Genomic DNA, 26,600 nt, shown 5'->3' on the forward strand with positions numbered 1-26,600 from the left:
CAGTATCAGGCCTTTGCTCTAATTTAACCAGCGTATTAAAAACTATCTGCATAACACAGTTGCTTCAGCGGTTCATCCGTTGCTTACCTGCCGACTGGAAGAGATAAACAACAAAATCAAACTGCTGAAGCAATGAGCTTATGACAACCGGGATACCGAATACTTCTTACTGAAAGTCAGAGCGGCGTTCCCGGATATCCGCGATGAACCTAACTGCCGCTTATCACACCAGGCAAGTGACATAGCAAGTGTTTACAGGCACCAAACTTAGGGTAAAGGGCTCGACCATTTACAGCGAACCACACCTTGCATCCAACCCTGTAAGCAGTGCGCACATGGGACTTATTCGCACTTTCCTTAAATATTTATTGGTTATCCTGAGCCATTTCCAACGGCATAGCATCACGTAATTTTTGCCACATGATGCCACTGTCAATACCATAAGATCGCATCAAGGCCGGCACTTGGGCATAATTTTTGTCCTTGGCCAGGATTTCAAGTTTTTGATAGAAAGCCAATGCCAAGGCCCGAGCCTCTGAGCTGCTGAAATAGTAGCGTCCGACTCTAGCATATAACCCTTTGAATCCGTTTAGGATAAGCACATACAGAGGGTTCCCAGATGAAAACGCCAGGGTGTGATGCAACTGGTAGTCAAACTCGGCATAAGCCTCTGCTTCATCTTCCAGATCATGGATTTTAGACAGTGCCTCGACCGCAGTATCCGGGTTATGTCGCAGCGCTCCACGAAAATAGATGGCACTGACATTGGTTCTGGCGGACAAGAGCTGATCAACCAGTACAGGAAAACCTTCCGGGTTGAGGTCAGCAATAGTCTCCAAGATGTTAAGTCCTGAGGTTTCCCAGAAATTATTCACTCGAGTCGGTTTGCCATGCTGAATAGTCAACCAACCGTCGCGGGCCAAACGCTGTAACACTTCTCTTAAAGTAGTGCGGGTAACGCCAATAAGCTCTGATAATTCCCGCTCCGCAGGAAGTATGGAGCCGGGGGGAAACTTATTTTCCCAAATTGAACGCACTATATATTTCTCTGCAAAACTTGCAGGTCCTTTGGCATTGATTATCATCAGCCCGGTTTTCCGATTGTTAGCATTATTCTGGCCACAGATCATACCAGAGCGACGAAAAATGAAAACCATCAGATCACAGATGGGAAATCCAGCCCTGTAGAGTTCTCAATAATTGCTATAAAAGTGACCAAGTTCAAATCAGCAGTCACTGAATTTTGCGCTCGAGATCCGCTTTTTGAAATCCCTGTATACCCTAATCATTACATTGAGTTTATCTTTAGGCTAGACTGAACTACGCAAATTTTACCGTTCGTCAAACAATGACGTTACAACCACTTATAACAGATTAGAGAGGAAGACATGCCTGCTACACCGATTCAGGCTTTTATGAGTAACTTCTTGGGTAACTCACCCAAGTGGTACAAGCTTGCGATACTGATTTTTCTTATCATCAACCCGATACTCTTCAGTATCAATCCCTTTGTTGCAGGCTGGTTTTTGGTCGTGCAGTTTATCTTCACTCTGGCCATGGCACTCAAGTGCTATCCTCTGCAACCAGGCGGTTTATTGGCGATTGAGGCCGTGTTTATCGGCATGACAAGCCCCAGCCAAGTGTTGCACGAGATTGAGGCCAACCTCGAAGTATTATTATTGTTGGTATTTATGGTGGCCGGTATCTACTTTATGAAGCAGTTGCTGCTTTATGTATTTACCAAGATGATCACCAAGGTACGTTCCAAAATGATTGTATCCTTGATGTTCTGTGTCGCCTCAGCCTTCCTGTCAGCATTCCTCGATGCCTTGACAGTTATCGCAGTGATCATTGCCGTGGCGATAGGCTTCTACTCCATTTACCATAAAGTAGCGTCCGGTAAAGACTTCAGCGCCGATCATGACCACACCTCGGATGGTAGTGAACAACTCAATGCCCAGGAACTTGAAGCCTTTCGTGGTTTCCTGCGTAACCTCTTGATGCATGCTGGGGTTGGTACTGCCCTCGGTGGCGTGTGCACCATGGTGGGTGAGCCACAAAACCTGATCATTGCCGCTCAGGCCAACTGGCAGTTCTCCGAATTCGCCCTGCGGATGTCGCCTGTGACTGTGCCAGTATTCTTTGCCGGTATCATTACCTGTATGCTGGTAGAAAAATTCCGCATCTGTGGTTATGGCGCCCAACTGCCTGAAGCTGTGCACAAAATTCTAGTGGAATTTGCAGCCCACGAAGATGCCCACAGAACCAGCAAAGATAAGATGAAGCTGGTTATTCAAGCTCTGGTTGGTATTTGGCTGATTGTCGGCTTGGCGTTCCACCTGGCATCTGTTGGTCTCATCGGTCTGTCAGTGATAATTCTGACCACAGCCTTCAACGGTATTACCGATGAACACGCCCTGGGTAAGGCCTTTGAAGAAGCCCTGCCATTTACCGCACTGCTGGCGGTATTCTTTGCCGTAGTAGGTGTAATTATCGATCAAGGCCTGTTTGCTCCTGTCATCCAGTGGGCTCTTGGCTTTGAAGGCAATATGCAGTTGGTTATCTTCTATGTGGCCAACGGCTTGTTGTCCATGGTCAGCGATAACGTGTTTGTGGGTACAGTCTATATCAACGAGGTGAAAGCTGCGCTGATTGATGGCCAGATCACCCGCGATCAGTTTGACCTGCTTGCCGTTGCCATCAACACAGGGACTAACCTGCCTTCTGTAGCTACCCCTAACGGTCAGGCGGCCTTCCTGTTCCTGCTGACCTCCGCTCTGGCTCCGCTCATCCGTCTCTCATACGGCCGTATGGTTTGGATGGCACTGCCATACACTATCGTACTGTCGATTGTTGGTGTACTGACCATTGAGTTAGGCTTCCTGGAGCAGATGACCCAATACTTCTACGACTCTGGCATGATACTTCACCACAGTGCTCAGGAAGTGCTGGGTAAAGGTGCTGCTGTAGGTCATTAGTCTATTATTGACTGAACCTTTAGGTTTCAGTAGAGTCCAAAAAACGCCCCTTAACGGGCGTTTTTTTATGGGTTTGGCATCCATCTGAGGAATTATCCCGCCTCACCCCGGACTGATGGGTCATCAATGGAGAATAGATTTGACTGCAATGATACGTTTCGCCCACTCCCGCATGGCTTGGGGAGTTCTGGCGCTCAGCGCCCTGTCTCTGGAGCTTGCTGCACTGTACTTTCAGCACGTAATGCAACTCGAGCCCTGTGTCATGTGCATCTACCAGCGCCTGGCTGTATTGGGTTTACTGCTGGCCGGCATTATAGGTTTTCTGGCGCCAGGAATACGTACCGTACGACTGCTTGCCGCCTCGCTATGGGGATTTAGCGCCAGTTGGGGGCTGAGGTTAGCCATTGAACTCAATGATATGCAGCAAAACCCCTCACCCTTTTCCACTTGCTCATTTCTGCCGGACTTCCCTTCCTGGATGCCACTGCATGAATGGCTGCCTTCGGTATTTATGCCAACAGGCATGTGCACCGACATTCCCTGGAGCTTTATCGGCATCACTATGTCGCAATGGATGATAGTTGCTTTTGCCACCTACCTGTTGGCGCTACTGCTCTACGCTATGCCAATTCTGAGTAAGAGCCGCAACTGATTAGTACCAAAATTAAATTTTCAGGTTTTCAATAAACATAAAAAGCTATGGTCCGCCTCGTTGTTGCAAGAATACAATTCAATAATGAGGTTGGTCTGCGCTAATACATTCGAAATCTCTGTTGGAGGCTCTCGTCTAGCGCTCCACGATGAGTTCCGCGCGGCGTTGTTACCTAAATCAGCGGAACCTTTTTAGCACTTCATGATCAGATCTTGTATCGCAGGTTATCGGTCAATGTCATAGACAAGTCAAGAAGATGACTCACGCATCGCGCTTGAAGGCGCGGTGGAAAGCATCACCCTGTTCCGTCACTTTTTCATGAACCTCCTGCGACAATGTGATTACGGAGCACCGAGGCAGCGAAACAAAACAAAGCAGGCCGGTTGGTGTGATGATTACCGGGAAAGAGTGTTCTTTGATTAGATAATGTTCAAAATATGCTGAACAAACCTGTCTTGGCATCGTGCTTAGGTTTAATCATAGACGTTGCCTATTTTGTACCGGCCTTTATCCCCTCCCGAGGCGCAAAAGGCTGGCAGAGCTGGCTATTTCGATCACCATCATTCAAAATGAATATGCTTAGAAAAGCAAAAACCCGACCATAAGGTCGGGTTTTTTTAATCTGGCGGTGAAGGAGGGATTCGAACCCTCGATACGTTGCCGTATACACACTTTCCAGGCGTGCTCCTTCAGCCACTCGGACACCTCACCGTAGTTGGACTCTTGAGTCTCAACCGGGCGCTACTATAGAGAAGTCGATAGACCGGGTCAATCTTTTATCGTGCATTCTCATTCGTTCGCTTGGTTTTTAGCCGCAACAAGGTACTTCAGTGTCATCGCCTTAAAGCCTCCTTACCTAAAATCAGCATAATTCGAAGTTTATATCAGTATTACGAATCTAATATTTTTCACACTCTTTGTCGGGAGTTTGATCTCCATCAACAAATCACTTGGTTGAGTTTCTATAATCATCACCTTGTTAATAAGCGATGTAACTCAGCGCACTCATACAAATCACACCTTTTGAATGCGCGGCAACACAAAGTTAACCCGATTAACCGTTGCCTGAATTATCACACAGTCTTTTTAAGGACGATTGAGATGTGTAGAAGTTACTCTTTAAAACGGACACAGCCTTGGCTGCCCTTTTGCGCTATTGCCGCCTATATACTGCTGGTGCCTACCGGCCAGGCCGATGAAGCCATGGAGATCATCGCCGTCAACGGCACCCGCTATCAGGATGATTCTGTGTTGGCTCTAAGCCATACAGGCCAGAGTCTGACGGTCATCAGCCGCGACATGATAGTGTCGGCCGGTGCGGTCGACATCAACGAAATTCTCAACCAGTTTGTGCCCGGGCTCTTTGCCAACGGCCGTAATGGCCGCCATACGGATACCGACTACTCGCTTCAGGGCAGTCGTCCTGTGGATATACTCTGGTTATTGGACGGCAATCGCCTTAATAACCGCCTCTATGGCTCCACCTATACCGACAGCATCAACCCCATGATGATAGAGCGTATTGAGGTGATCAAAGGCGCTCAGGGGTTGATCTACGGCTCGGATGCCATCGCCGGAGTGGTCAACATCATCACCCGCGACAGTCATGGCGAGCAAGGTGGCGAAGTTAACTTAAGCGCCGATACCCTCACCAGCTATGATCTCGGTGCTTATGTCAGTGGCGGCAGCGATACTTTAAGCTACAGCCTCAGCGGTAGCTCCAGTCAGTCGGACGGTTATGCATTCTGGGAAGATGACGAATACTCGCCGGTCGCCGCGGCGGATAAAGACCGGGGTTATCGCATGATGAACATAGGCGGCAAGCTCAATTGGCAACCCGCTGCAGAGCACAAAATCACCCTGTTCGGTCAATACAATAATGGCGTACTGGAGCGGCCTCTGGCCTACAGTGCCATCGTCTCGGAGAACGAGCGCAAACAGACACTGGCCTGGCTCGGTTGGCAATATCAAGCAACTGATAAGCTGAGCCTGGAGACCCGGCTTCACTATCAAAACTGGGATTCCTATTACTCTGAAATCACCCTGGAGCAGGATGGCAGCATGACTATCCCTTACCGGGATGCCTACTGGGGCTTTACCGACAAAGGCGCCAAGGTCAGCGGTCGTTATCAGGCAGATTCGGGGGACAGCTGGCTCGGCGGCATCGAGTGGCAAAGCTATTATGGCGCCGATGAAGTGATGGAGCTGCAAGCGCCCACCGACGATACCAAGGCCGCCTTTTTGCAATACAAGCCGTATTTTTCCGCCCTGCCCGGCACAGTGCTGGCGTTGGGGCTCAGGTATAACCGCCTGGCCAACAATGAAGACAAATGGGTGGCTTCACTGGGAATTGAACAAGAACTTGGACAAAATTGGCAACTGAAAGCCGCCGTGGGCAATGGTTTTCGGCAACCCACTTCATCTGAGCTCTGGGCCAAGGTCGGCACCCTGGGCAACCCTGAACTTGAGAGTGAAGAGAGTATCAATACCAATCTGACACTGGTCTATCAAGGTGACTTTACCTTCAGTGTCGAGGCCTACTGGCGCGAAACCGACAACCTGGTGGACAAACGGGAAATCGCCACCAATGTCTGGCAGTACGCCAACCTGGATGGCAAGGTTCGGGGTCAGGGGGTGGATATTCAATACATCATGAACCCGGCCCAGGGCTGGCAACTTGAGTTATCCGGCAGTTATAACCGTGCCCGCGAGCGCGGCAAAGATCAACAGATAGAGCGGATCCCGCAATACATGGGCTTTGCCCGCCTCAGTTGGGATGCCACTGATTCACTGAATCTTTATCTGCAGGGACGTTATGTCGGCGAGTTTACCGATTATGGCCTCAAGGCCGGCGACTATCTGCTGACAGGCATAGGCGCCGACTGGTGGTTGACCGCCAGCCAAAACCAGCAGTTAACACTGCGGATAGATAACCTGTTTGATGAGGACAACACCAGCGCCATCTTCAAACATGGGCACAAAGCCGAGTACCCTATTCCCACCCTGGGCGCACCGCGTACGGCGCAGCTAATCTACCGTTATCTGTTCTGAGAATTGCCTTCTTTAAAAGCGAGCCGCAGCCCCGTGGAAGGCTGCGGCATTTTCTTTTTGCTCGTCTTATCACTTGTTTTTGCTTGATTAACAATCAGCCCGGCAAGGTAATACGCACATCCAAACCACGTTCGCGGCCCGGTTGAATACTCAAATAGCCCTTATGCAGATCGACAATTTGAGCACTGATAGACAGGCCAAGACCCGCACCGGGAACTGACTCATCGGCGATCCGAAAAAAACGCTCAGTCAACTGCCGACACTGCTCCAATGGCAGCCCAGGCCCTGAATCCAGCACCTGGATAACCACTTGTTTGCTGTCTTGGCGCCCCTCTTGCCAACAACTGACTTTGATAGGCTGATCTTTGCCCGAATACTTACAGGCATTTTCCAGCAGGTTTTTCAGCACCAGTTTCATATAGAAGGGATCGACACAGACACTCACCTCTTCCGGCAACTCCAGCTGCCAACTGTAATCGGCAATCAGCGGCAGCAGTTGATCCAGCACTTCCTGCACCATTACCGCCACCGGCGTTTGCGCCACTTCCAGCTCGGACAGGGACTCAACCCGTGACAGCAAGAGCAACTGCTCTACCATATGGGTCATCTGGCCAATGCCTGTGTCTATGGCATTGAGGTGCAGCTGCTGCTCGGCCTCTGTCTTGGCCTCTTGCCAGCCCTGACGATGCAGTTTAATGACCGCCAGCGGGGTCTTGAGCTCATGCGCCGCATCGGCACTGAAACGGCGCTCACGCGCCAGATTATCACTAATGCGGGTAATATAGGTATTGAGCGCATCCTGCACCGGCACCAACTCTTTGGGTAGTTGCAACGCCAGCGGCCGCATATCCGCCGGGCTACGGTGCTTCAGCCTGACGGCCAAACTGTCCAGAGGTTGCAACAACCAATAGGAGAGAAACACCATCAGCAACGCCACTGCCGGCACCACCAAGGCCGGGCCGATAAAGCTGTTGCCCATGATCTGCTCCACCAGCTCGCCACGCACATCGTCTCTTTGGCCGGTAATGATCCATACGCCCAGATCATCGGAGAAATAGCTGAGCAGATGCCAAAGCTCACCCTGGTAATAACGCTTGTGGTAACCACGCTCGAATGGCGCCATGGGCTCAATGTCGCTGTTATCCGACCTTGCCATCAGTTGTTTGGCCGGGGTCCACATCTGATAGGCGAGTTTCAGCTCATAACTCAGCTCAGTGGCATCAGCCTGCTCGGTAAAGGTATTAACCTTGCCCGGGTTGACGCTCAAAATCAGTGGGTTTTCCAACATATCCAGCCGATGCTCTTGCCCCTGAGCGCCATAAAACATCTCCAGCATCTTGGCACTTTGCAGCATCTGAGCATCGAACAGCTCTTCTATCTGGCGGCGAGAGTCCTGGGTGTTGAGGTAACTGCTGACACCAACCGACAAACAGATGCCAAGCAGCATCAATGCCATCATCACCACTCGCAAAGATATCCGGCTCATTCTACTGCCACCAAGGTATAACCTATGCCGCGTACTGTCTTGATAAGCTCATTGGCGGTTTTTTTACGTAAATGGTGAATATGCACCTCAATGGAATTACTGCCGACCTCGTCCCAACCATAAGTCAGCTGCTCAAGCTGATTGCGGCTGAGCACCCGGCCACTGGACTGAGCCAGTTCTAGCAGTAATTGATATTCGCGCCGCGACACCTGAATATGATGGCCGCGAAACAACACCTGATGGGCATCCATATCAATAACCAGTGCTCCCACTTCCAAACGGTTTTGATTCAGACCATGTTGGCGCCTGACGATCGCCTTGATTCTGGCCACCAGCTCGCGCACATCAAAGGGTTTGGCCAGATAATCATCGGCGCCGAGATCCAAGCAGGCAAGCTTGGTATCAAAGTCGGTGTTGGCGGTCAGCACTATAGTCGGGGTATCTATGCCGCGGCGGCGCCATTGGGTCAATAGTTGGCGGCCATTACCGTCAGGCAAGCCCAGATCCAGCACTATAGCACTAAAGGTTTCATTCACCACAGCCGCTTCGGCTTGTTTGATACTGGTGACGTGATCTACCTGCATATCCAACTTGGCAAGACTAAGCAAGATTCCCTGAGCCAACAACTCATTGTCTTCTATCAGCAATATTCTCATGGGTATAACATCCGGTTTAGGTTGCCCCTATTTCGCAGCAGCGGCGCGCCTCTGTCAAGTTGAAGGCAAGGATCAAGTAGCCCGGAAAAGTCCAAATGGCGACATTCTTAAAAAGAACAGCGTCCGGGTTCGGAATCACTGCTTGTTGATGCACTTATCTGATTATTCTATGTTCGAGCTGCTGCACCTTGAGAAAGTCTTCTGCCGCCGCGCCTTTTAACATGGCAAGGGTCGCCAACATGCCGGCTGTGATGCAGCTCGCGGCCTTAACCGTCACGCTATGGGGCGCGTCCTGTACAGGATAACCGCTGCGAGGATCCAGAATATGACCAAAGCGGCGCCCCTGATGTTCGATAAAGCGGCGACTGTCGCCACTGGTGGCCAATGCGCCCACATCGAGCGACATCAGCTCCGCGGCTCGGTCAAGATTGGCGGGATCTTCAATCCCCACCTGCCAGCATTTTTTCCCACTGACAGCGATATCACCACCGAGATTGACCAGCACCTCAGTGGCAGCGGCCCGGATCATGCACAGCTCGGCAACCCTATCGGCGGCATATTCTTTTACCAGGCCGCCGAAGTCCAACTGCATTGCCTCTGGCAGCATGATCCAGGGCGGTTCTGTTATTTCTTGGGGGCTTGTATCTTCAGCCCTGTCATCAAAATGGGAACTGAACTTGAGGTGTTGAAAGCCAACCCGGGACAAGGCTTTTTTGATATCAGTCGAGCTCGGCAACGAAGTTTCTGAATCCTTTCCCTTTTCAAAACACCAGAGCGCGAGCAAGGGGCCGGCGGTGATATCAAATAAGCCCTCACTCAGTTGCCAGCAGCGTTTGGCAAACTGCAACAGCGCCGCGGCCTCACTGTCCAGCATAACAGGCGCACCCGCTGAATGATTGAGCTGCCATAGCCAGTTGCCCGTTAAAAAGCGGCTGTATTTCTGCTCAAGCCTTTGGCATTCCTTGATAGCGGCTTGAGTGAGACTGAGCGCCAAACGCTCATCACAGCTTGCAATAAGCAGCTCGCAGGGGCTGGCCATGGCGCGAAAACGGCCACGGAAACCAAAGTCGGTACGGCTAAGGCTCATCTCTGGCGCTGAGGTGTGGCTCTTGGTCAAAGGCGGCTTTCCTCTACTTTCTATTAACTAAAAACGGTAGCTGAGCTGGGCAATCACCGCCCTGAGTCTTGGAAACAGCTGCATATTGCCAAGCTCACCGGGCAGTAAGGTGCCGTTGTTTTCACCCTGCTGTTGATAATATTCCAGGCGATAGCTGAGCTCACGACCCTCGCCGAGCTTATGCCCGAGCTTAACTCCGACCGTATAGGCTTGCAGCTCACCAAGGCGCTGGTCCGCGCTGGCAAATTCTGCTAAATAGCCGGGCATTGAACCTTCCTTATAGTGTAACAAGGGCCGATAAAAGGATGCCGCACTCTGGCGGTAATAGCGCAGATGCAATTGGCCATAGAAGCCATCAGAAAAATAGTGCCTGAAATGGCTCTCCAGCGTATGGGAATCCAGCTGCCAATCATCAAAAGTGTAGCGCCAGGAAAGATCGATCACGCCCTTATCGAGCGCCCCCTTGAGCAGCAAAAACAGGCTTTGCTTTTGCCGTGAGTCCGGCCTGGATTCATAAAGGTAACTCTGGGTGACACCCAGATTGTCCACCAGACTCAACACCTTGTAGGGGTCTGTCTGGTACCCCTTAACCAGGGAAAAACCATAGTTGCCCTGCAGCAGCCAGCGACGGTTGAGTACCTGGGTAAAACCCAGCAGCAGATCCAGGGTTTGCTTATGATCAGAGCCGCCTTCTCTACTGGCCTCAAAGGCTTGCCTAAAAGCGGTTTCCGAGTCGTAGTCCACTCTTCTTGCCATGGTTGCAAGCGGCAAAGGTCGGCCGCCGACCGGATCTATGGTATCCAGGCCGTAAGCCAACGCCAGGGACGCGGTACTGTTGTTCTTGTTGAAGCTATGCTCCAGCGCGCCATTGACGCCGAGCGAAGTGTAATCATATTCCCGCGAGCCATAAACGCCGCCGGTCAGTTGCCAGCTATTTTCGAAGAGCTTGTACCAATCGGCACTCAGTTGCAGGCGCTTATCATCAAAGCTGTCATCCAACACCTGCTCACCGGCGGCTATCTGATATTCGCCGTTGCCCGAAGGCCGGGTCAGGGTTTGGCTCTGTTGCTGCACCACAGCGCCCGTGGCCGATGCGCCGCTCAGGCTGTCGAACACCAGTTTGATATCCAGGCCGCTACTGTCATCAAATTCGCCTTTGGCCAGCAAAACCCCTTCAAGAGTTGTCACCCTGTCCTGCTCGCCGTAAAACATCAACGCAGCTTCCAACTGCCAATCGGTAGCCTTTTCGGCACTATTATCCGGGTAGTTAAGGTTATCGTCTCCGGCATAAGTCGCACCAGTGGCAAGTAAGGAACTGCCAGCCAATGTCAGCGCTGCGGCAATATTGGTTTCGCCCTTTTGCCGCTTCAATTGCATCCGCAGCCTCCTCCGGCGAATGCGCGGCCGCCACTGGCTCCCTCTTTACTGAAGTAGATATGATCGTCCAGCGCCAAGTCCAACCTTTCGTGCCCCAGCGACATATCCTCCCGCGCCAATTGATCCCGCTCCCAAGGTTCAACCCCGAGTTGAGCACAGCCTGTCAATCCAAGAGTGGCAATAAGCGACAAGCCCAATAAACGCATCCTACGCATCTGTTACTCCTTTAAAGCACGCTTGAGTTCAGCCTCATACTGGCTTTGTCGCTCGCTGAAAAAACCAACATGGCTACCAAGCAGTTTTCCATCCCGATCAAATAGAAAACTTGAGGGCATCCCCTGTAAATCCAGTCTGCGCGCCAGTCGTCCTTCAGGGTCATAAAGCACATCAAAGTCGGCATCCAGTTGCTGGAGAAACTCTCTCCCCAATTGGGAGTCAGTGTCCAGATTCACCGCAACTATGGCAAGACCCGCCTCACGGTATTTGTGATGCATCTGCTGCATCCAGGGGAAGGATTTGCGACATGGCGCACACCAAGAGGCCCAGAAGTCCAAATAAATCACCTTACCCTTGTAGTCATTGAGGCTGACTTGAGTACCATCATCACGGCTTAATGCCAGCGCCAATGGGGACTGTAGCGGTTTAGCATGCCCTGCACCACAAAAAACAAATAAAAGTATCACAAGTGGCTGTTGCAGCAATTTTTTGACGCTCATAGGTCGGACCCTCTCGATTCACTTGCAGCCCACAATTTCCAATTTTTGAAAAAATAGCTATAAAACGGATAGATAAGGATTTTAAGTTTGGCAAATAACAAATCTCAAATGCCCCAAAAGGGATAGTTGGACAATTTGTCCAATCCCTTGCCGTGCCATTTTGATCCCGATCATGTAATTAAAAAGTAAACTTACCAAAAATCACACCCCGGCAGAAATCTTGATGCATATCAACTTTAATCATTCTGTTGCGACCTACACTCATAGGCGTGATTTGTGTGAGTTAAAAGCTATTACATTCTTATAAATAAAAGGTTCAACCATGGACACACATGCAGCCCTTTACGAGCAAGGACGGCAACGGCTGGAGAAGTTGCGCCAGCTGCCTGCCCGTCATGACAAATCTTTACAGGAACGTATGCTGGAACTCGGCCTGACCCGCCGTGATTTCATGAAGTGGAGTGCTTCGGTTACCGCCATGATGGCGCTGCCCTTGCCCTTCTCCAATCTGGTGGCCGAAGCCGCTGAACTGGCCGATCGGGTACCTCTGATCTGGTTACACCTGGCCGAGTGCACAGGTTGCTCCGAATCTCTGGTGCGCGCCGATACCCCGAATCTGGATTCGTTGATCTTCGATCATATCTCACTGGAATACCACGAGACCCTGATGGCAGCCGCCGGCTGGCAAGCAGAAGAGAATCTGGAGCACGCCCTGGAAGCCTACAAAGGCAACTACCTGCTGGCGGTTGAAGGGGCTGTACCAACGGCCAATAACGGCGCCTTCTTAACAGTTGGTTGTAAGGGCCATACAGGGCTCGAAATTGTCAAGCATGCCGCCGAAGGCGCTGCCGCGATAATTTCCGTGGGTACTTGCGCCGCCTTCGGTGGGGTTCAGGCCGCCGCGCCCAACCCAACCGGTGCCAAGGGTGTCCATGAAGTGGTCAACAAGACAGTCATCAACCTGGGCGGCTGCCCACCGAGTGAAAAGAATATTGTCGGCACCCTGATGTACTTCATCATGTTCGGCAAGCTCCCTGCCCTGGACATGTTCAACCGGCCCAAATGGGCCTATGGTGCCAGGGTGCACGACAATTGTGAGCGTCGCGGCCGTTTCGACGCCGGTGAATTTGTCGAGGAATTCGGCGATACCGGCGCCAAAGAAGGCTACTGCCTCTACAAGGTAGGCTGTAAGGGCCCTTACACCTACAATAATTGCCCAACCGAGCGCTTCAATCACCATACCAGTTGGCCTGTGCTGGCCGGTCATGGCTGCATGGGCTGCTCCGAGCCCAACTTCTGGGATGATATGGCTGACTTTGAAAAACCTCTTGGCAGACAACTGCTGCATGGCCTGGATGCTACCGCCGATACCATAGGCGCTGTCATTCTCGGTGCCACTGTGGTGGGTATCGGCGCCCATGCGGTTGCCAGTCTGTTTGCCGGTTCGAAGGAGGATTAATCAATGAACCAACGTGTAGTCATAGATCCCATTACCCGTATCGAAGGCCACCTGCGTGTTGAAGTCGAAGTCGATGAAAACAACGTGGTGCAAAAAGCCTGGTCCTCCTCCACCCTATGGCGCGGTATTGAGGTGATCCTCAAAGGCCGTACGCCTATGGATGTGGGCCTTATCGTGCAGCGGATCTGCGGTGTGTGTACCTATTCCCACTATCGCTGCGGCACCGAAGCGGTGGAAAATGCCCTCGGGATGAAAATTCCGCTCAACGCCCGTTATCTGCGCTCCTTGATGCATACTTCGCTGATCATGCACGACCATATAGTACATTTCTATCATCTGCATGGTCTGGACTGGGTCGATGTGGTTTCAGCCCTCAGCGCCGATCCTGCCAAGGCTGCCCAGGTAGCACTCAAATACACTGACAAGCCGATTGCCGCCGGTGAAGGCGAGCTCAAAGCCGTTCAAGAGAGAGTCAAAGGCTTTGTCGAAACCGGTAAACTTGGACCTTTCGCCAATGCCTATTGGGGTAACGGCACCTATAAGTTCACCCCCGAGCAGAACTTGATCGCCCTGTCGCACTACCTTAAGGCATTGGAAGTACAACGAGTCGCGGCAGAGATGATGGCGATTTTCGGCGGCAAGCAGCCTCACCCTCAGTCTCTGGTGGTCGGCGGTGTGACCTCGGTGCGTGACATGTTGAGCCCGGCTAGATTGCAGGAATGGAAACAAAAACATGCCATTGTGGCCGACTTTATTGAACGTGGTTACAAGGCCGATATCGTAATGGCGGCCGAAGCCTTCGGCGGCGAAGCCTCGGTACTGGGCGGCGTTAACATCAAGAGCTTTATGGCCACCAACGACTTTGTCACTGCTGATGGTGAATATCTGTTTGAGCAAGGGGTTATCCTCAAGGGCGACCTGGCCGGTGTCAGCGATATCAACCCGGATCTGATTGCCGAAGACGTCACCCACGCCTGGTATAAGGCCGATAAGCCGCAACACCCTTACGACGGCACCACAATTCCGGATTACACCGGCTTTGTTGAGCGCGACACAGTTTACGGCAAACTGCCAACCCTGGATGGCGACAACAAATACAGTTGGGTGAAATCGCCTCGCTACCAGGGTGAACCTGTGGAAGTGGGCCCGCTTGCCTGTATGCTAGTGAACTATGCCAGAGGCAATCAAGTGGTGGTCGATGCCGTCAATGGTTTGCTGCAACGTACCGGCTTACCGATTGAAGCCCTGTTCACCACCCTTGGCCGCACCGCAGCACGCATGTTGCAAACCTCGATAGTGGCCAAAGAGGGGTTACGCACCTTCGATGCCTTGCTGACCAATATCCAGAGTGATGACAGCACTTATATCAAGCCTGAACTTGACAGCAACAAGGAATATGTCGGCCACGCCATGCTCGAAGCACCGCGCGGTATGCTCAGTCACTGGATCCGCATCAAGGGAGGACTGGTGGAGAACTATCAGGCCGTGGTGCCCACCACCTGGAACGCAGGGCCTGTGGACGCCAAGGGGCAGATGGGGCCTTATGAGGCATCACTGATAGGCTTGAAGCTTGAAGATCCCGCCAAGCCACTGGAAGTGATCCGCATTATTCACTCTTTCGATCCCTGTATGGCCTGTGCCGTACACGTGATGGATTACAAGGGGCAATCCTTGGGCGAATTCCGTATCGATCCCAATGCCCGCTAAGGAGGAAGCGTCATGGCTACATCGAGTGTTTCCTATAAACAGGAGATAGTATTCAGCGCCGCGATCCGGATATTTCACTGGCTCAGAGCGCTGGCGATTTTGGTACTTGTGATGACAGGCTTTTATATCGCCTGGCCGTTTCTGGTAGCGCCCGAGTCCAGTGATGTGTTGGTGCAAGGCTGGATCCGCTTTGCCCACCTGATCTTCGGCTTTATCCTCTGTGCCATTACCCTGGCCCGCGCTTATCTGTTCTTCTTCAGCAAGAGCGATATTGAGCGGCGCTCGTTTAGGGATGTGATGAGCTTGAAGAGTTGGATAGTTCAGCTCAAGTCCTATCTGTGGATGGGTAAGCTGAACAAGGCCGGTGTCTATGGCCCACTGCAGTTTATGACGTATCTGGCAGTGTCTGTAATGGCTGCGGTGATCTGTATTACCGGGCTGGTACTCTATGCCAACGTCTACCATCAAGGTATGGGCGGCTGGCTGTGGGATATCTCCGGCTGGATCACGGCGCAGATGGGTGGCCTGGCCATGGTCAGGATCTGGCACCATTATCTGACCTGGGCCTTTGTCATCTTCGTGGTTATCCACGTTTATATGGCAGTCTGGACAGGTATCCGCTTCAAACATAACTCAGTGGACTCTATTGTCTCAGGTTATGACTATCACCCGGACAAGCACTAGAGGTCAGATGAAGATATTGCTGCTGGGTATTGGCAATGTCCTGTACGCCGATGAAGGTATCGGCGTACATTTTGTCAATTACCTCAATGAAAACTATCAATTTACTCACCCAAGCGACCAGCTCGATCTCCTCGACGGCGGCACCCTGGCACAGGGACTTACCCCCATCATCGCCAAGTACGACGCTTTGCTTTTGGTCGATACAGTCAATGCCGCAGGCGCCAAACCCGGCGAAGTCTATTTCTTCGACTTCGATAAGGCTCCGCCTGAAATCGATTGGCAAGGCAGCGCCCATGAAGTGGAAATGCTGCAAACCCTGATCATGATGGAGATGCTTGGCGACAGGCCCCACACCATGGTGCTTGGCATCACCCCAACCGTGATTGAACCCATGACCCTTGGGCTCACACCGCAAATTGCCGCCGCCGTGCCCTTGATGGAAACCACGCTTATCAACTATCTGCAGCACCTTGGCTGGCAATGCCAAAAAACCGGTAACACAGACATAGAAGCCCTTATTCCCCACTCCTATCGCCCAAAGCTATCTGTAGCAGCAAAGGTCGATGAAGAAGACAAACTGCCGGAAACATCCCATGAAACTCGTTAGATTCGAATTTGACTGCGCCTCGCAGCAGCCTTGGTATGGGCATTTATGTAACCAATATCTTAATTACGATAAGCTGAATATCACTATCGCCCTGTTGCCGCTGAAATCTGCGGCCAAGCAAAGCGCTGCTGCCGCCCTTGAGCACAATCATCAGGCGCCCAGGATCCTCTGGCGATATATTCTCGAAGCCGAGGGAAACCAGAGTGAGCTTGAGCAGCTCGCCGATGAGATTGCGGGTGATTTTCTCTTGAGCACCAGCTTACTGGACTCACGTATTTTACTGGCCGAGGAAAGACTCGGCGCCGCCACACCACTGGCTTTAACCGACCTTCTTCCCAATGTAGCCGCTCGGCCGAGCCTGGCGTTTTGTCAGCACTGCCAGCCTCGTTTGGGCGATAACCAACACCCTGATTTTGCCAATATCCGTTTGCCCTGCCCCCACTGCCATGGCGAAGAGGCGGTATTGGCCGAGCCGGAGCTCTGCGCCCTGCAACCAAGCGATATCCGCGCCATGGCCGAGCAACTGCTTGAGGGCAAATCGCTCACGCTCACCGACAGCGGCAATCGGCGCCTAAAACTGAGTCTCAAACAAGATGATATGCCTCAGGGCATTCCCAGCGGCCAAACACTTATCTGCTGCAATCCCAATAGCCTCAACGCCCACTTCCTGTTGACCGATGCCGAAGTGCTGGCGCTTTCTTCGATGGAAAAACCTGCGCTGCGGTTAAGACCCAGCTCGCAGCACCCCAGGCTCACACAGCCCTTGTACTCAGTGGCGTTTGCCGATAGCAGACTGCTGTTGATCATCTGCGAGTATTTGCGTATCAAGGACTGCGATTATCTGTTTGCCAGCGAGTTATCCCAGCCTTCCCGTGTAGAGCTAAGCTGGATAGCCGGTCACTATCTGCCGCTCTATACTCACCAGGCGCGGCTGAGTAAGGCAAGCTCAGGCCATGCTTTGCCGGAAACCCTGCACGATGAGGCAAGGTTCGGCAAATCAGTGGCGACCGTTCAAAGCCTGGGCAACAAAAAAGAGCCACAAATTGTATTGAGAGCCGCCACGGAGAATGACGCGAATATCTGGCAAGTGGCCACTGATCACGGCGCCGAATGCGCCTTCAACACGCTGCTGGCCGAATTCTGCGGTATAAAAAAAGCTGCACTGCTCTATTTCAGCGGCTCAAATCCATCTCAGATACGCTATCTGGATAAGGACGGCAAACAAGAGTGCTTCTTTGAGCTGACTCAACTGCCCGCCAGCGGCTATGAGATAGTACACGCACTGGAACAAAGCCCGCAGCGCACTGTGGTGCAAAAATTCAAAAGCCAATTCCCCGAGTGTTATAACCGCCTGCTGGATCTTGGCAGTCAGCAGCCATCCGCCTTCCCAGGGTTGGATGCGCTGTGGGCCGTTATCGCCATCATCAGTGGGCTGGGGCAACAGGGGCAGTCGGCCACTGAGCTTAAAGATGCCTTTATCGCCGCCGCCATGAGTTACAAGGGCGCCAACGCACCGCGAATCGATTACCCCTTGGCCAAGGGCGAAGCGGTGCGCGGCCTTAACTGGTGCAAAACGCTGGGCACTGTCATGAGTTTCCGCCTCGCCGGTGACACAGATGCCGCCAAGCTCTGCTTCGCCGCCCAGGATTCACTGGCCGACTATCTGGCCAACTGGGTCGAGCATCTGGATCTCAGCGTTGGTATAGATTGTGTCTTTCTGGCCGGCAGCGCCATGGCCAACCCGGTTCTGAGCAAGAGAATCGCCATTCGCATCGGCAAAAACTTCCCGCTGGCAGCCAGTCAGCTGCTCGATCTCGATGGCGCCCTACTCGCCGCCGGCGCACTTTGGCTCAGGCAAAGGAGGCGCTGATGACAGCGCTTGTTGCCCAAAGCTTCAATATCAAAGGCATAGTCCAGGGAGTGGGTTTTCGCCCCTGGATTTTCCAGTTGGCAAAACGCTTTCAGCTCACGGGCCATGTGCTCAACGATGGCCAGGGCGTCAGCATATTGGTGCAAGGTCCGGAGATGGCGCTGGCGGGCTTTCGAGCCGCGCTCGATATCGAGCGCCCGCCGCTGTGCCGCATTGATGAGCTCACCGTCAGCCATGCCCAAGTGCAGGACTTGCAAGATTTCACCATAGCGCACAGCAGTGCGGGGCAAGCGGCGGCCATAGTCACTGTGGGCAGCGACAAGAGCAGCTGCGATGCCTGCTTGGCCGAGATACGCGATCCCAATAATCGCCACTTCGGTTACCCCTTCACCAACTGCACCCACTGCGGCCCCAGATACACCATTATCCGCAACCTGCCCTACGACAGACACAATACCGCCATGGCGGGCTTTGCCCTTTGTGATGCCTGCCGCCAAGCCTATGAAGACCCGATGGACAGGCGCTATCACGCCCAGCCGGTCAGTTGCCCCAAATGTGGCCCCGAGCTGACACTGCGTGGCGCAGGCGGCGAAATCCTCGCCAAGAGAGAGCAAGCGCTGGCGCAAACCATTGCTCTTATCGAACAGGGCAAAATCCTCGCCATTAAGGGCCTAGGGGGCTTTCATCTGATCTGCGATGCCGGTAATCATGACGCAGTCACTGAACTTAGGCGCCGCAAGTGCCGCCCGGCCAAGCCGCTGGCACTGATGATGCCCTCAATCGAGTTCGCCAAACAATATGCCGAAGGCTCGAGCGCCGAGTGGCAACTGCTCAGTAGTCAGGAGCGGCCGATTGTGCTTATGGCCAAGAAGCAACACCAGGCTGACGCTCCGGCACTCAGCAGCGCCATAGCGCCGGATATCGATCGGCTGGGTTTGTTCCTGCCCTATACGCCGCTGCATACCCTGCTGCTCGACGGCCTGCAGCGGCCGCTGGTGGCCACCAGTGCCAACCGCTCCGGCGAGCCGATTATCACAGACGGCGACGAGGTGCTACAGCAACTCGGCAAACCACCTCTGGCTGTGGTCGATGCAGTATTGGATCATAACCGCCCCATCATCAACGGCTGTGACGACTCTGTGGTGCAGATGCTGGATGATGAACTGCAAGTACTGCGTCTCGCCCGCGGTTATGCACCGCTGAGCCTGCCAAGCAAGAGCTTGGCGAGCATGAACATAGTAAGTAAAAGCTTGGTTAGCATGAACACAGCAAGCAAAAGCTTGGCGAGTAAGGACTCTGGAGACAACAGCTCCAACAAGCTGCCGTCACTGCTGGCTGTGGGCCCACAACAGAAAAACACCCTGGCGCTCAATATCGGTAATCAGCTCTATCTCAGCCCCCATATAGGCGATCTTTTCAGTGTTGAGGCCGAGGGCTATTTCGAGCGCACTTTGCAGAGTTTCCAGCGCCTGTACCGCTTTGAGCCCGAGGCCATCATCCGCGATAAACACCCCGACTACGCCTCCAGCCGCTGGGCCGAGCGTCAAAGTGCTCGGCAGCTTGAGGTGCAGCACCACTTCGCCCATCTGCTGGCGGTGATGGCTGCCAATGATTACAGCGGCAAGGTGCTGGGCTTCAGCTTTGATGGCACGGGGCTTGGAGATGACAACCAGCTCTGGGGCGGCGAACTGCTGCTGGCAGACTGTCAGGGCTTTCAGCGCCTGGCAACCCTGAGCCCGATGACACTGCTCGGTGGCGAGCAGGCCATTCGCGAGCCTTGGCGCCTGCTCTATAGCCTGCTGTTGCAAAACCATGGCATTGAAGAGTTGCAGCAATTGGCGGTCTTTGCCGCCGAGCCTGCAGCCAAGCTGACAAACCTTGGCAAGCTCGCCAACAGTGGCATAGGTCCCAAGAGCCATTCCATCGGCCGTTTATTCGATGCCGCCGCCGCGCTGCTGGCGAACTTGAGACTCAGCCAATATGAAGGCCAAGCCGGGATTATCCTGGAAACCCTTGCCCGCAGGGCCATTGCCGCCGGGAAACAGCAAAGGGTTGAGAAGCTTGGCTTAGAGCTGAAGCTTGAACATGAGCTCGAGCCGACTAACACTCGCGCCGAGCTGGTGCTTGGGCAGTGGCAAAGCGCGCCGTTATTTTCGGCGCTGCTGCAAGCCTGGTGCACCGAGCCGGACAGTGAACTGCTGGCGCTGGCCTTTATTCAGGCCATAGGCAAAGGGATTATCACCGCAGCGTTCAAAGCCCGTAACTGGCTCAAGGCAGAAGGAATAAACGAGCTGCCGCTGGTACTGAGCGGCGGCGTGTTTCAAAGTAGGCTTCTCAGTGAATACTGCCACCGGGAACTCGCCCGGCTTGAATTTCACCGCTTGAAACCCGGCCTGGTGCCGGTCAATGATGGCGGTATCGCCCTCGGGCAGCTCTGGTATGGATTACATCAACCCGGGCTCACACAGAGCCTGGCCGAACGTTGAAATTACTGATTGATATCAAGGCATCTGCCGCCAAAGCGGCGCATGCTCAGATTAAGGAACCAAAGGGAGTTCATTATGTGTAAAGATTGCGGATGTTCACTGCCCAGGGGCAACGGCGGGCATCATTCTCACGAGCATGGTCATTCTCACGGACACGATCACAATCACGGTCACAGTCACTCTCATGGCCATTCCCATGAGCACTCTCACAGCCATTCTCACAGCCATGGCACAGTACACACCAACCCACAGCTGAACGACAGCAAGACACTGTCGGTGATCCACAAGATCCTCGACAAAAACGATATCGAAGCCCAGCACAACCGTGAACACTTCGAATCCCACGGGGTGATGGCCTTCAATATCATGAGTAGCCCCGGCAGTGGCAAAACCAGCCTGCTGGAGCATCTCGGTGCCTATACAGACAAAAAATACTGCGTCATTGAAGGCGATCTGGAAACCTCGCGGGATGCCGACCGCCTCAAGGCCAAGGGCATAGAAGCGATTCAGATCCAAACCGGCAGCGCCTGCCACCTGGATGCCTTTATGGTGCACGGTGCCCTGCACCAGCAAGCGCTCGACAACATGGATATCTGCTTTGTCGAGAACGTCGGCAACCTGGTGTGCCCGGCCAGTTATGATGTTGGCACTCACAAGAATATTGTGCTGGTTTCCATCCCCGAGGGCGACGACAAGATTGAAAAATATCCTGTGATGTTCCACCGCGCCGATCTGGTGCTGCTGACCAAGTGCGATCTGCTGCCCTACTTTGACTTTGATGTCGCCGAGGCCCGCGCCCAGGTGAGTAAACTCAACCCCAAGGCCGAGGTATTGGAAGTCTCTACCAAAGATCCCGCCAGTTTGACCCGGGTCGCCCAGTGGCTGGATAAGCAGCTCGCCGCCTTTGCCGAGCGCACTTCGGAGGCTTGCTGATGTGTTTGTCTATCCCATCCCAGGTAGTGGAACTGCACCCCGAAAGCCAGAGCGTTACCGTGGAAACTCTGGGGGTTAAACGCACAGTGAGCTGTCATCTGTTGGATGAACCGCTTGCCATTGGTGACTATGTGCTTATCCATATCGGCTTTGTGATGAACAAGATAGATGCCGAATCTGCCGCCGAGAGCCTGGCGCTGTACCGTGAGATAGCGGCCAAACTGGAGGCGGAAGATGGCAGAGCTTGAACTCAGGCAACTGTACGACGGCTTTCGCTGCCCGGCCACTATCCGTAATCTGGCCGAGGAAATCACCGCACTGGCTCCCAAGCTGGCCGAGCCACTCAATATCATGGAGGTCTGCGGCGGCCACACCCACACCATAATGAAATATGGCCTGCTGCAGCTGCTGCCGGAAAATATCCATTTCATTCATGGCCCGGGTTGCCCGGTATGTGTCATGCCCAAGGAGCGGATAGATCAGGCCGCCGCCCTCGCCCGCCTCGATGATGTGATCTTGGTGACCCTGGGCGATATGATCCGGGTTCCCGGCTCCAAGGGTTCACTCGCCTCTGTGCGCGCCGAAGGCCATGATATCCGCGCCGTCTATGCCCCGCTCGATGCGCTGAAAATCGCCGCAGAAAACCCGGACAAGACCATAGTCTATTTTGCCATCGGCTTTGAAACCTCCACGCCGATGACGGCGATACTGCTGGAGCAAGCCGAAGCCAAGGGCCTTAGTAACCTCTTGTTTCATATCAACCATGTGCTGGTACCACCGGCAATAGATGCGGTAATGAGCCACCCCGAGACCAAGGTCAACGCCTTTATCGGCCCGGCCCACGTCAGCGTTATCAGCGGCGCCCGCATCTATCGTCCGGCGGTGGAACGTTATCACACCCCTGTGGTGGTCTCGGGCTTCGAGCCGGTGGATGTCATGCAATCCATTCTCGCGCTGGTCAAACAGAAAGTCAGCGGCCGCTGTGAACTGGAAAACCAGTATCAACGCGCCGTCAGCGAACAGGGCAATCTATTGGCGCAGCAAAAGGTAGAGCAGTTCTTTAAGGTACGCCCCAGTTTTCGTTGGCGCGGCCTTGGCCCCATTGCCGACTCGGCACTGATGCTGAAACCCGAATACAGTCACAGGGATGCCGAACGCCGCTTTGCCGAGCGCTTGCCGGTGAAACAGATAGACGATCACAAAGCCTGCCAATGCGGCGATATTCTGCGCGGCATGGCCAATCCCAAGGATTGCAAAGTATTTGGCCGCGGCTGCACCCCGCAAACACCGCTCGGCAGTTGCATGGTCAGCTCTGAAGGCGCCTGCAATGCCTATTACAGATATGCCGGAGTAAACTGATGTCCGATAAACGAGTACAACTGAGCCATGGCGGCGGTGGCCGGGAAATGGCTGAGCTTATCAACAAGCTGTTTTTCGATGCCTTCGACAACCCCATTCTCAGACGCGAAGAAGACGCCGCCTGTTTGCATCTTGGCGGCGATTGCGCCTTTACTACAGACTCATTTACCGTGGCGCCGCTGTTCTTCAAAGGCGGCGACATCGGCAAGCTGGCCATTGCCGGCACAGTCAACGACTTAGCTATGATGGGCGCCGAGCCGCAATATTTAAGCTGCGGTTTTATCATAGAGGAAGGCTTTGAAATCAGCCGCCTGAAACAGATAGTGGCCAGCATGGCCGATGCCCTGTCTCAATGCGGAGCCCGCATCGTCTGCGGCGATACCAAGGTAGTGCCCAAAGGCTGCGCCGATGGCATTTTCATCAATACCTCAGGGGTGGGCCGCATTCTCAAGCCTGGCATTTCGGCTCATGCGCTCAAAAGCGGCGATGCCATCTTGCTTTCGCGGGACATAGGCCGTCACGGCGCCGCCATCCTGAGTGCCCGTGAAGGGCTGGAGCTGGAGTCTGAACTCAGCTCCGACTGCGCCGTGCTCTGGAATGTGGTGGAGCAACTGATCGCCGCCAATCTGGAGATCCACGCCATGCGTGATGCTACCCGCGGCGGCTTGTCGGCTGTGCTCAACGAGTGGGCCAAGGCCTCAAACAAGGGCATTACCCTCAAAGAAACCGCCATTCCCGTCTGTGATGAGGTGCGCGGCGTCTGTGAACTCTACGGTTTTGAGCCCTGGGATCTCGCCAACGAAGGCAGCTTTGTCGTCGCCCTGCCCCGCGAACTCGCCGAAGGCGCGGTCGAAATCATGCGCCGCTTCGGTCATTGCGACCAGGCCTGCATCATAGGCGATGTAGGCGAACAACATCCGGGTAAAGTGGTACTGGAATCGGCCTGGGGCAGTCGCCGTTATTTGGATCTGCCACAGGGCGAGCTGTTGCCGAGGATCTGTTGATGCACGAGTACTCTATCGTCAGTGCCCTGATGGAGCAGTGCCAGCAACTCGCCGCCGAGCACGGCGCCAAGGGCATTGCCCGGGTCGCCATCAAGATAGGTGCCATGAGCGGCGTCGAACCTGAGTTGGTTCGCACCGCCTTCAACACCTTTCGTGAGCACAGTGTCTGCCACCAAGCCGTGCTCGATATCGACATAGCGCCGCTGACGCTCTCCTGCAATCAGTGCGCGCTGCAAAGCACCCCAGAGGAGCGCACCGTCATCTGCCCCCACTGCCACAGCCAGGATACCCGGGTCATAGACGGCGAAGATATGCTATTGATGCAACTCGAGTTAATCACAGATTAATCCTGCACAGGCAAAGCGGCGCAGCTATCTGTGTTGAACTGCACTTGTAAAACTTAGGGCCAAGGGCTATCGCTTCAATAATGCCTTTGGCCTTTTCCTCTATCCTTTCTTACTACAGCCTTCTCGCCAATAAAACCTGTGCCTGCCTACTGCTAAATTATCCAGGCAGATAACACCTCTTGTTTTGTTAAGTTGACTTGGTTACTTTAAAGGCGGTTCAACCAGTTATAACATGCGGCCACCACAGGGGCGGCTGGCATGCCAATCCCCAAAAAATCAACACAAAAATAATTTAAAAGGAGAACACCATGACTGAAAACAAGCAGTCTAAAATGGATATAAATTTACATGAGATCAACTGTCCAGAATGCGGCGAAATAATGCCGAAAATTCGTATCCCTCAAAATATAAGTCAACTGATGTGGGGTGGTTGGACTTGTCCTAAATGCAATTGCAAAATGGATAAGTTTGGTAAAAAAGTCATCTAATTAAAACAGACTATAACCGAAATACCCATGGCTTCATCAAATCTACACATGAGCTAAGAAAGGTGCGAATAAGTCCTCGGGCCCTAAAAAAACTGCAGGTACACGTTAAGCTGAACTGTAAAAATAAGTAACCAGCCTTACAAATACCCTCGGACGGTTGGGCTTAAAAGTGGTGGCAAGTATCTGTTTAAAGTCCTAAGCCGCGCGTTAACACCCTCTTGCGACTAATACAACTTACACTACCTTCTGCGCCTCACTATAAGACACTTGCCACCATTTACCTGACTATGACTTCGTCATACTGGCTTGTTTCAAGCCAATACGCTTGCCCAACCAGACACCCAAGCCCAGTGGCGCAAAGAACACTACCAGCAAGAACAGCACGATATAGAGGATTAGGCTTTTAATCACGCCGGTGAGCTCTTCAAACACCTGAGTCACAGTACGTTGCACCAGCGCATCGGCTTCTTTGGTCACGGCCTGACGCTCCCTATCCACCATCTGCTCCAGCGCAATGCGTTCACGTTCCACCATTTTTTCCAATGCCAGACGTTCGACCGACAGTTGCGCGAGATTGCGCTCGGCACTGGCATCCAACTGTACCAACAGCGGCGTCAGCTCGCGGCGCAGATCCACTGCCAGCTCAGACATTAACTGCGGGCTTTCATTCATCAGCTTCTGAAATTTAGCCGAGGTTTCGCTGATATCTTTTAGGGTTTGCTGTACCTCTTTTGAGTTGATGTTGGAGTGAAGGGCAAACAGCTCTGCCTTCCAGCCAAGCAGTTTTGGCGTTTGACTCGCCAGCATGGCCATACGGTCAGACATATCGCTCATCACCTCAGGCACACTGCCGAAGGTAGTCACAGCATCAAACTCACCGATCTTACGGAAGCTCAACCAGTCGTTAAACGCGGAGACCCGTGGAAAGCTAACATCAAACAGCGGGTGAGCCATGGCATATTCGCGGATAAACTGCTGATTGGCAGTAAAATCGGCTTTACTCATCAGCCCTTGCATGCGGCGCTCATAATCAGCCAACAGTTGCTGACTGGTGTTGGCTGCCAGTTGCGTTTGCTCGCCAAACAATGCCTTACCATTACCAGAGTCAAAAAACTGTGCCATCTGTGCAGTAAATGCCCAAGTGTTTATCATGGCGGCTACCGGCGACACCTGAAAAATGGTTTGTCCCAGTGTTTGTTCGGCATTAATTTTCCACATCAAGGCATTGGATTTGCTCTGCAGATCATCAGAGCGTAGTAGTATCAGATCGGCGCTCTGCTCTACTCCGGCAAAAAAGCTGCTGGCATATTCCCGGGTAAATACCCGCATGCTCAACTGCTCCTGCGGCAGCGGCTCAATACCGCTTTCCAATTTCAACTCAAGCAATGAACAACCCGAAACCAGCAACGACAGACAAAGAACCAAACCCCAGGAGGATAAACTACGCATGGCACTCCACCAATACAGACAATAATAAGGAAAAGAGGATCTTACCATTTTGCCGACTATTGCCGCCGAAGATAACCTAAAACGTGAGTAGACTCACAGCCCGCAAACAATTAAAAAAACAATATGATTGAGGATATTTTAAGCGGGTGTTAACGGTCCACTCGATGACCAAGG

General features: G+C 53.0%; 23 protein-coding genes and 1 tRNA gene. 15 read left to right on the forward strand and 9 right to left on the reverse strand.

From position 1 onward, the window contains the following. Nucleotides 1-365: 365 nt before the first annotated feature. Nucleotides 366-1,085, reverse strand: coding sequence for a fatty acid metabolism transcriptional regulator FadR (gene fadR / locus WKR14_RS11270; protein ID WP_101056982.1), 720 nt, complete (start codon nt 1,083-1,085; stop codon nt 366-368). Between the two features lie 303 nt (nt 1,086-1,388). Between fadR and nhaB the strand changes: the two genes are divergently transcribed. Further along, nucleotides 1,389-2,978 carry a sodium/proton antiporter NhaB gene (gene nhaB / locus WKR14_RS11275; protein ID WP_101056954.1) on the forward strand — a complete coding sequence of 530 codons (1,590 nt, stop codon included), beginning with the start codon at nt 1,389-1,391 and terminating at the stop codon, nt 2,976-2,978. A 139-nt stretch (nt 2,979-3,117) separates the two neighbouring features. Continuing rightward, the gene (gene dsbB, locus WKR14_RS11280; RefSeq protein WP_101056956.1) at nt 3,118-3,630 is read left to right on the forward strand and encodes a disulfide bond formation protein DsbB; all 513 of its coding nucleotides are present in this window, start codon (nt 3,118-3,120) and stop codon (nt 3,628-3,630) included. A 623-nt stretch (nt 3,631-4,253) separates the two neighbouring features. On the opposite strand, the gene WKR14_RS11290 is transcribed toward dsbB, so the two are convergent. After that, nucleotides 4,254-4,341, reverse strand: a tRNA-Ser gene (locus WKR14_RS11290). A 390-nt stretch (nt 4,342-4,731) separates the two neighbouring features. On the opposite strand from WKR14_RS11290, the gene WKR14_RS11295 reads away from it, so the two are divergent. Beyond that, complete coding sequence (locus WKR14_RS11295; RefSeq protein ID WP_165565019.1) at nt 4,732-6,681, forward strand: TonB-dependent receptor plug domain-containing protein; 1,950 nt, start codon at nt 4,732-4,734, stop codon at nt 6,679-6,681. A 94-nt stretch (nt 6,682-6,775) separates the two neighbouring features. Here the strand turns inward: WKR14_RS11295 and WKR14_RS11300 are convergent, their stop codons facing one another. From WKR14_RS11300 to WKR14_RS11325, 6 genes are all read right to left on the reverse strand, one after another. Continuing rightward, the gene (locus WKR14_RS11300; RefSeq protein WP_286998355.1) at nt 6,776-8,167 is read right to left on the reverse strand and encodes an ATP-binding protein; all 1,392 of its coding nucleotides are present in this window, start codon (nt 8,165-8,167) and stop codon (nt 6,776-6,778) included. After that, a complete protein-coding gene (locus tag WKR14_RS11305) occupies nt 8,164-8,823 on the reverse strand; it encodes a response regulator (RefSeq protein WP_039035905.1) in 660 nt (219 codons plus the stop codon). Before WKR14_RS11305 ends, WKR14_RS11300 begins: the two co-directional genes overlap by 4 nt. Before the next feature lie 154 nt (nt 8,824-8,977). Next, complete coding sequence (locus tag WKR14_RS11310) at nt 8,978-9,910, reverse strand: FAD:protein FMN transferase (RefSeq protein WP_224866621.1); 933 nt, start codon at nt 9,908-9,910, stop codon at nt 8,978-8,980. Nucleotides 9,911-9,967: 57 nt separating this feature from the next. Beyond that, complete coding sequence (locus WKR14_RS11315; RefSeq protein ID WP_226563998.1) at nt 9,968-11,317, reverse strand: DUF3570 domain-containing protein; 1,350 nt, start codon at nt 11,315-11,317, stop codon at nt 9,968-9,970. Further along, nucleotides 11,308-11,532 carry a DUF4266 domain-containing protein gene (locus tag WKR14_RS11320; RefSeq protein ID WP_101056964.1) on the reverse strand — a complete coding sequence of 75 codons (225 nt, stop codon included), beginning with the start codon at nt 11,530-11,532 and terminating at the stop codon, nt 11,308-11,310. Before WKR14_RS11320 ends, WKR14_RS11315 begins: the two co-directional genes overlap by 10 nt. A gap of 3 nt (nt 11,533-11,535) precedes the next feature. Next, complete coding sequence (locus WKR14_RS11325) at nt 11,536-12,033, reverse strand: TlpA family protein disulfide reductase (protein ID WP_101056966.1); 498 nt, start codon at nt 12,031-12,033, stop codon at nt 11,536-11,538. A 322-nt stretch (nt 12,034-12,355) separates the two neighbouring features. Between WKR14_RS11325 and hyaA the strand changes: the two genes are divergently transcribed. The 12 genes from hyaA (at nt 12,356) to WKR14_RS11385 (ending at nt 24,977) form a co-directional block, all read left to right on the forward strand. Continuing rightward, nucleotides 12,356-13,492, forward strand: coding sequence for a nickel-dependent hydrogenase small subunit (hyaA, locus tag WKR14_RS11330; RefSeq protein WP_101056968.1), 1,137 nt, complete (start codon nt 12,356-12,358; stop codon nt 13,490-13,492). 3 nt (nt 13,493-13,495) lie between these two features. Then, entirely contained in the window at nt 13,496-15,199 is a 1,704-nt protein-coding gene (gene hyaB, locus WKR14_RS11335) for a nickel-dependent hydrogenase large subunit (RefSeq protein ID WP_224866555.1), read from the forward strand. 12 nt (nt 15,200-15,211) lie between these two features. Next, nucleotides 15,212-15,883, forward strand: a complete 672-nt coding sequence (cybH, locus tag WKR14_RS11340) for a Ni/Fe-hydrogenase, b-type cytochrome subunit (RefSeq protein WP_044734539.1) — start codon at nt 15,212-15,214, stop codon at nt 15,881-15,883. 7 nt (nt 15,884-15,890) lie between these two features. Beyond that, nucleotides 15,891-16,490 (forward strand): HyaD/HybD family hydrogenase maturation endopeptidase, encoded by a 600-nt coding sequence (locus WKR14_RS11345; RefSeq protein WP_025887315.1) that lies wholly within the window; start codon nt 15,891-15,893, stop codon nt 16,488-16,490. Further along, the gene (locus WKR14_RS11350; RefSeq protein ID WP_339086165.1) at nt 16,477-18,360 is read left to right on the forward strand and encodes a NiFe hydrogenase; all 1,884 of its coding nucleotides are present in this window, start codon (nt 16,477-16,479) and stop codon (nt 18,358-18,360) included. The genes WKR14_RS11345 and WKR14_RS11350 overlap by 14 nt, the downstream gene beginning before the upstream one ends. After that, on the forward strand, nt 18,360-20,846 hold the full coding sequence (hypF, locus tag WKR14_RS11355; RefSeq protein ID WP_335922139.1) for a carbamoyltransferase HypF: 2,487 nt from the start codon (nt 18,360-18,362) through the stop codon (nt 20,844-20,846). Before WKR14_RS11350 ends, hypF begins: the two co-directional genes overlap by 1 nt. 75 nt (nt 20,847-20,921) lie before the next feature. Continuing rightward, nucleotides 20,922-21,779 (forward strand): hydrogenase nickel incorporation protein HypB, encoded by an 858-nt coding sequence (hypB, locus tag WKR14_RS11360; protein WP_248953130.1) that lies wholly within the window; start codon nt 20,922-20,924, stop codon nt 21,777-21,779. Continuing rightward, nucleotides 21,779-22,027, forward strand: a complete 249-nt coding sequence (locus WKR14_RS11365) for a HypC/HybG/HupF family hydrogenase formation chaperone (RefSeq protein ID WP_025010286.1) — start codon at nt 21,779-21,781, stop codon at nt 22,025-22,027. The genes hypB and WKR14_RS11365 overlap by 1 nt, the downstream gene beginning before the upstream one ends. Further along, nucleotides 22,014-23,138, forward strand: coding sequence for a hydrogenase formation protein HypD (gene hypD, locus WKR14_RS11370; RefSeq protein WP_025887312.1), 1,125 nt, complete (start codon nt 22,014-22,016; stop codon nt 23,136-23,138). The genes WKR14_RS11365 and hypD overlap by 14 nt, the downstream gene beginning before the upstream one ends. Continuing rightward, a complete protein-coding gene (hypE, locus tag WKR14_RS11375; protein WP_101056980.1) occupies nt 23,138-24,142 on the forward strand; it encodes a hydrogenase expression/formation protein HypE in 1,005 nt (334 codons plus the stop codon). The genes hypD and hypE overlap by 1 nt, the downstream gene beginning before the upstream one ends. Beyond that, on the forward strand, nt 24,142-24,489 hold the full coding sequence (hypA, locus tag WKR14_RS11380) for a hydrogenase maturation nickel metallochaperone HypA (RefSeq protein WP_335917054.1): 348 nt from the start codon (nt 24,142-24,144) through the stop codon (nt 24,487-24,489). Before hypE ends, hypA begins: the two co-directional genes overlap by 1 nt. A gap of 308 nt (nt 24,490-24,797) precedes the next feature. Beyond that, nucleotides 24,798-24,977 carry a hypothetical protein gene (locus WKR14_RS11385; RefSeq protein WP_165565012.1) on the forward strand — a complete coding sequence of 60 codons (180 nt, stop codon included), beginning with the start codon at nt 24,798-24,800 and terminating at the stop codon, nt 24,975-24,977. Nucleotides 24,978-25,262: 285 nt separating this feature from the next. Here the strand turns inward: WKR14_RS11385 and WKR14_RS11390 are convergent, their stop codons facing one another. Further along, the gene (locus WKR14_RS11390; RefSeq protein WP_339086176.1) at nt 25,263-26,426 is read right to left on the reverse strand and encodes a chemotaxis protein; all 1,164 of its coding nucleotides are present in this window, start codon (nt 26,424-26,426) and stop codon (nt 25,263-25,265) included. Nucleotides 26,427-26,600: the final 174 nt, after the last annotated feature.

The sequence above is a fragment of the Shewanella chilikensis genome, assembly GCF_037953065.1.
In the GTDB taxonomy this organism is placed as follows: domain Bacteria; phylum Pseudomonadota; class Gammaproteobacteria; order Enterobacterales; family Shewanellaceae; genus Shewanella; species Shewanella chilikensis.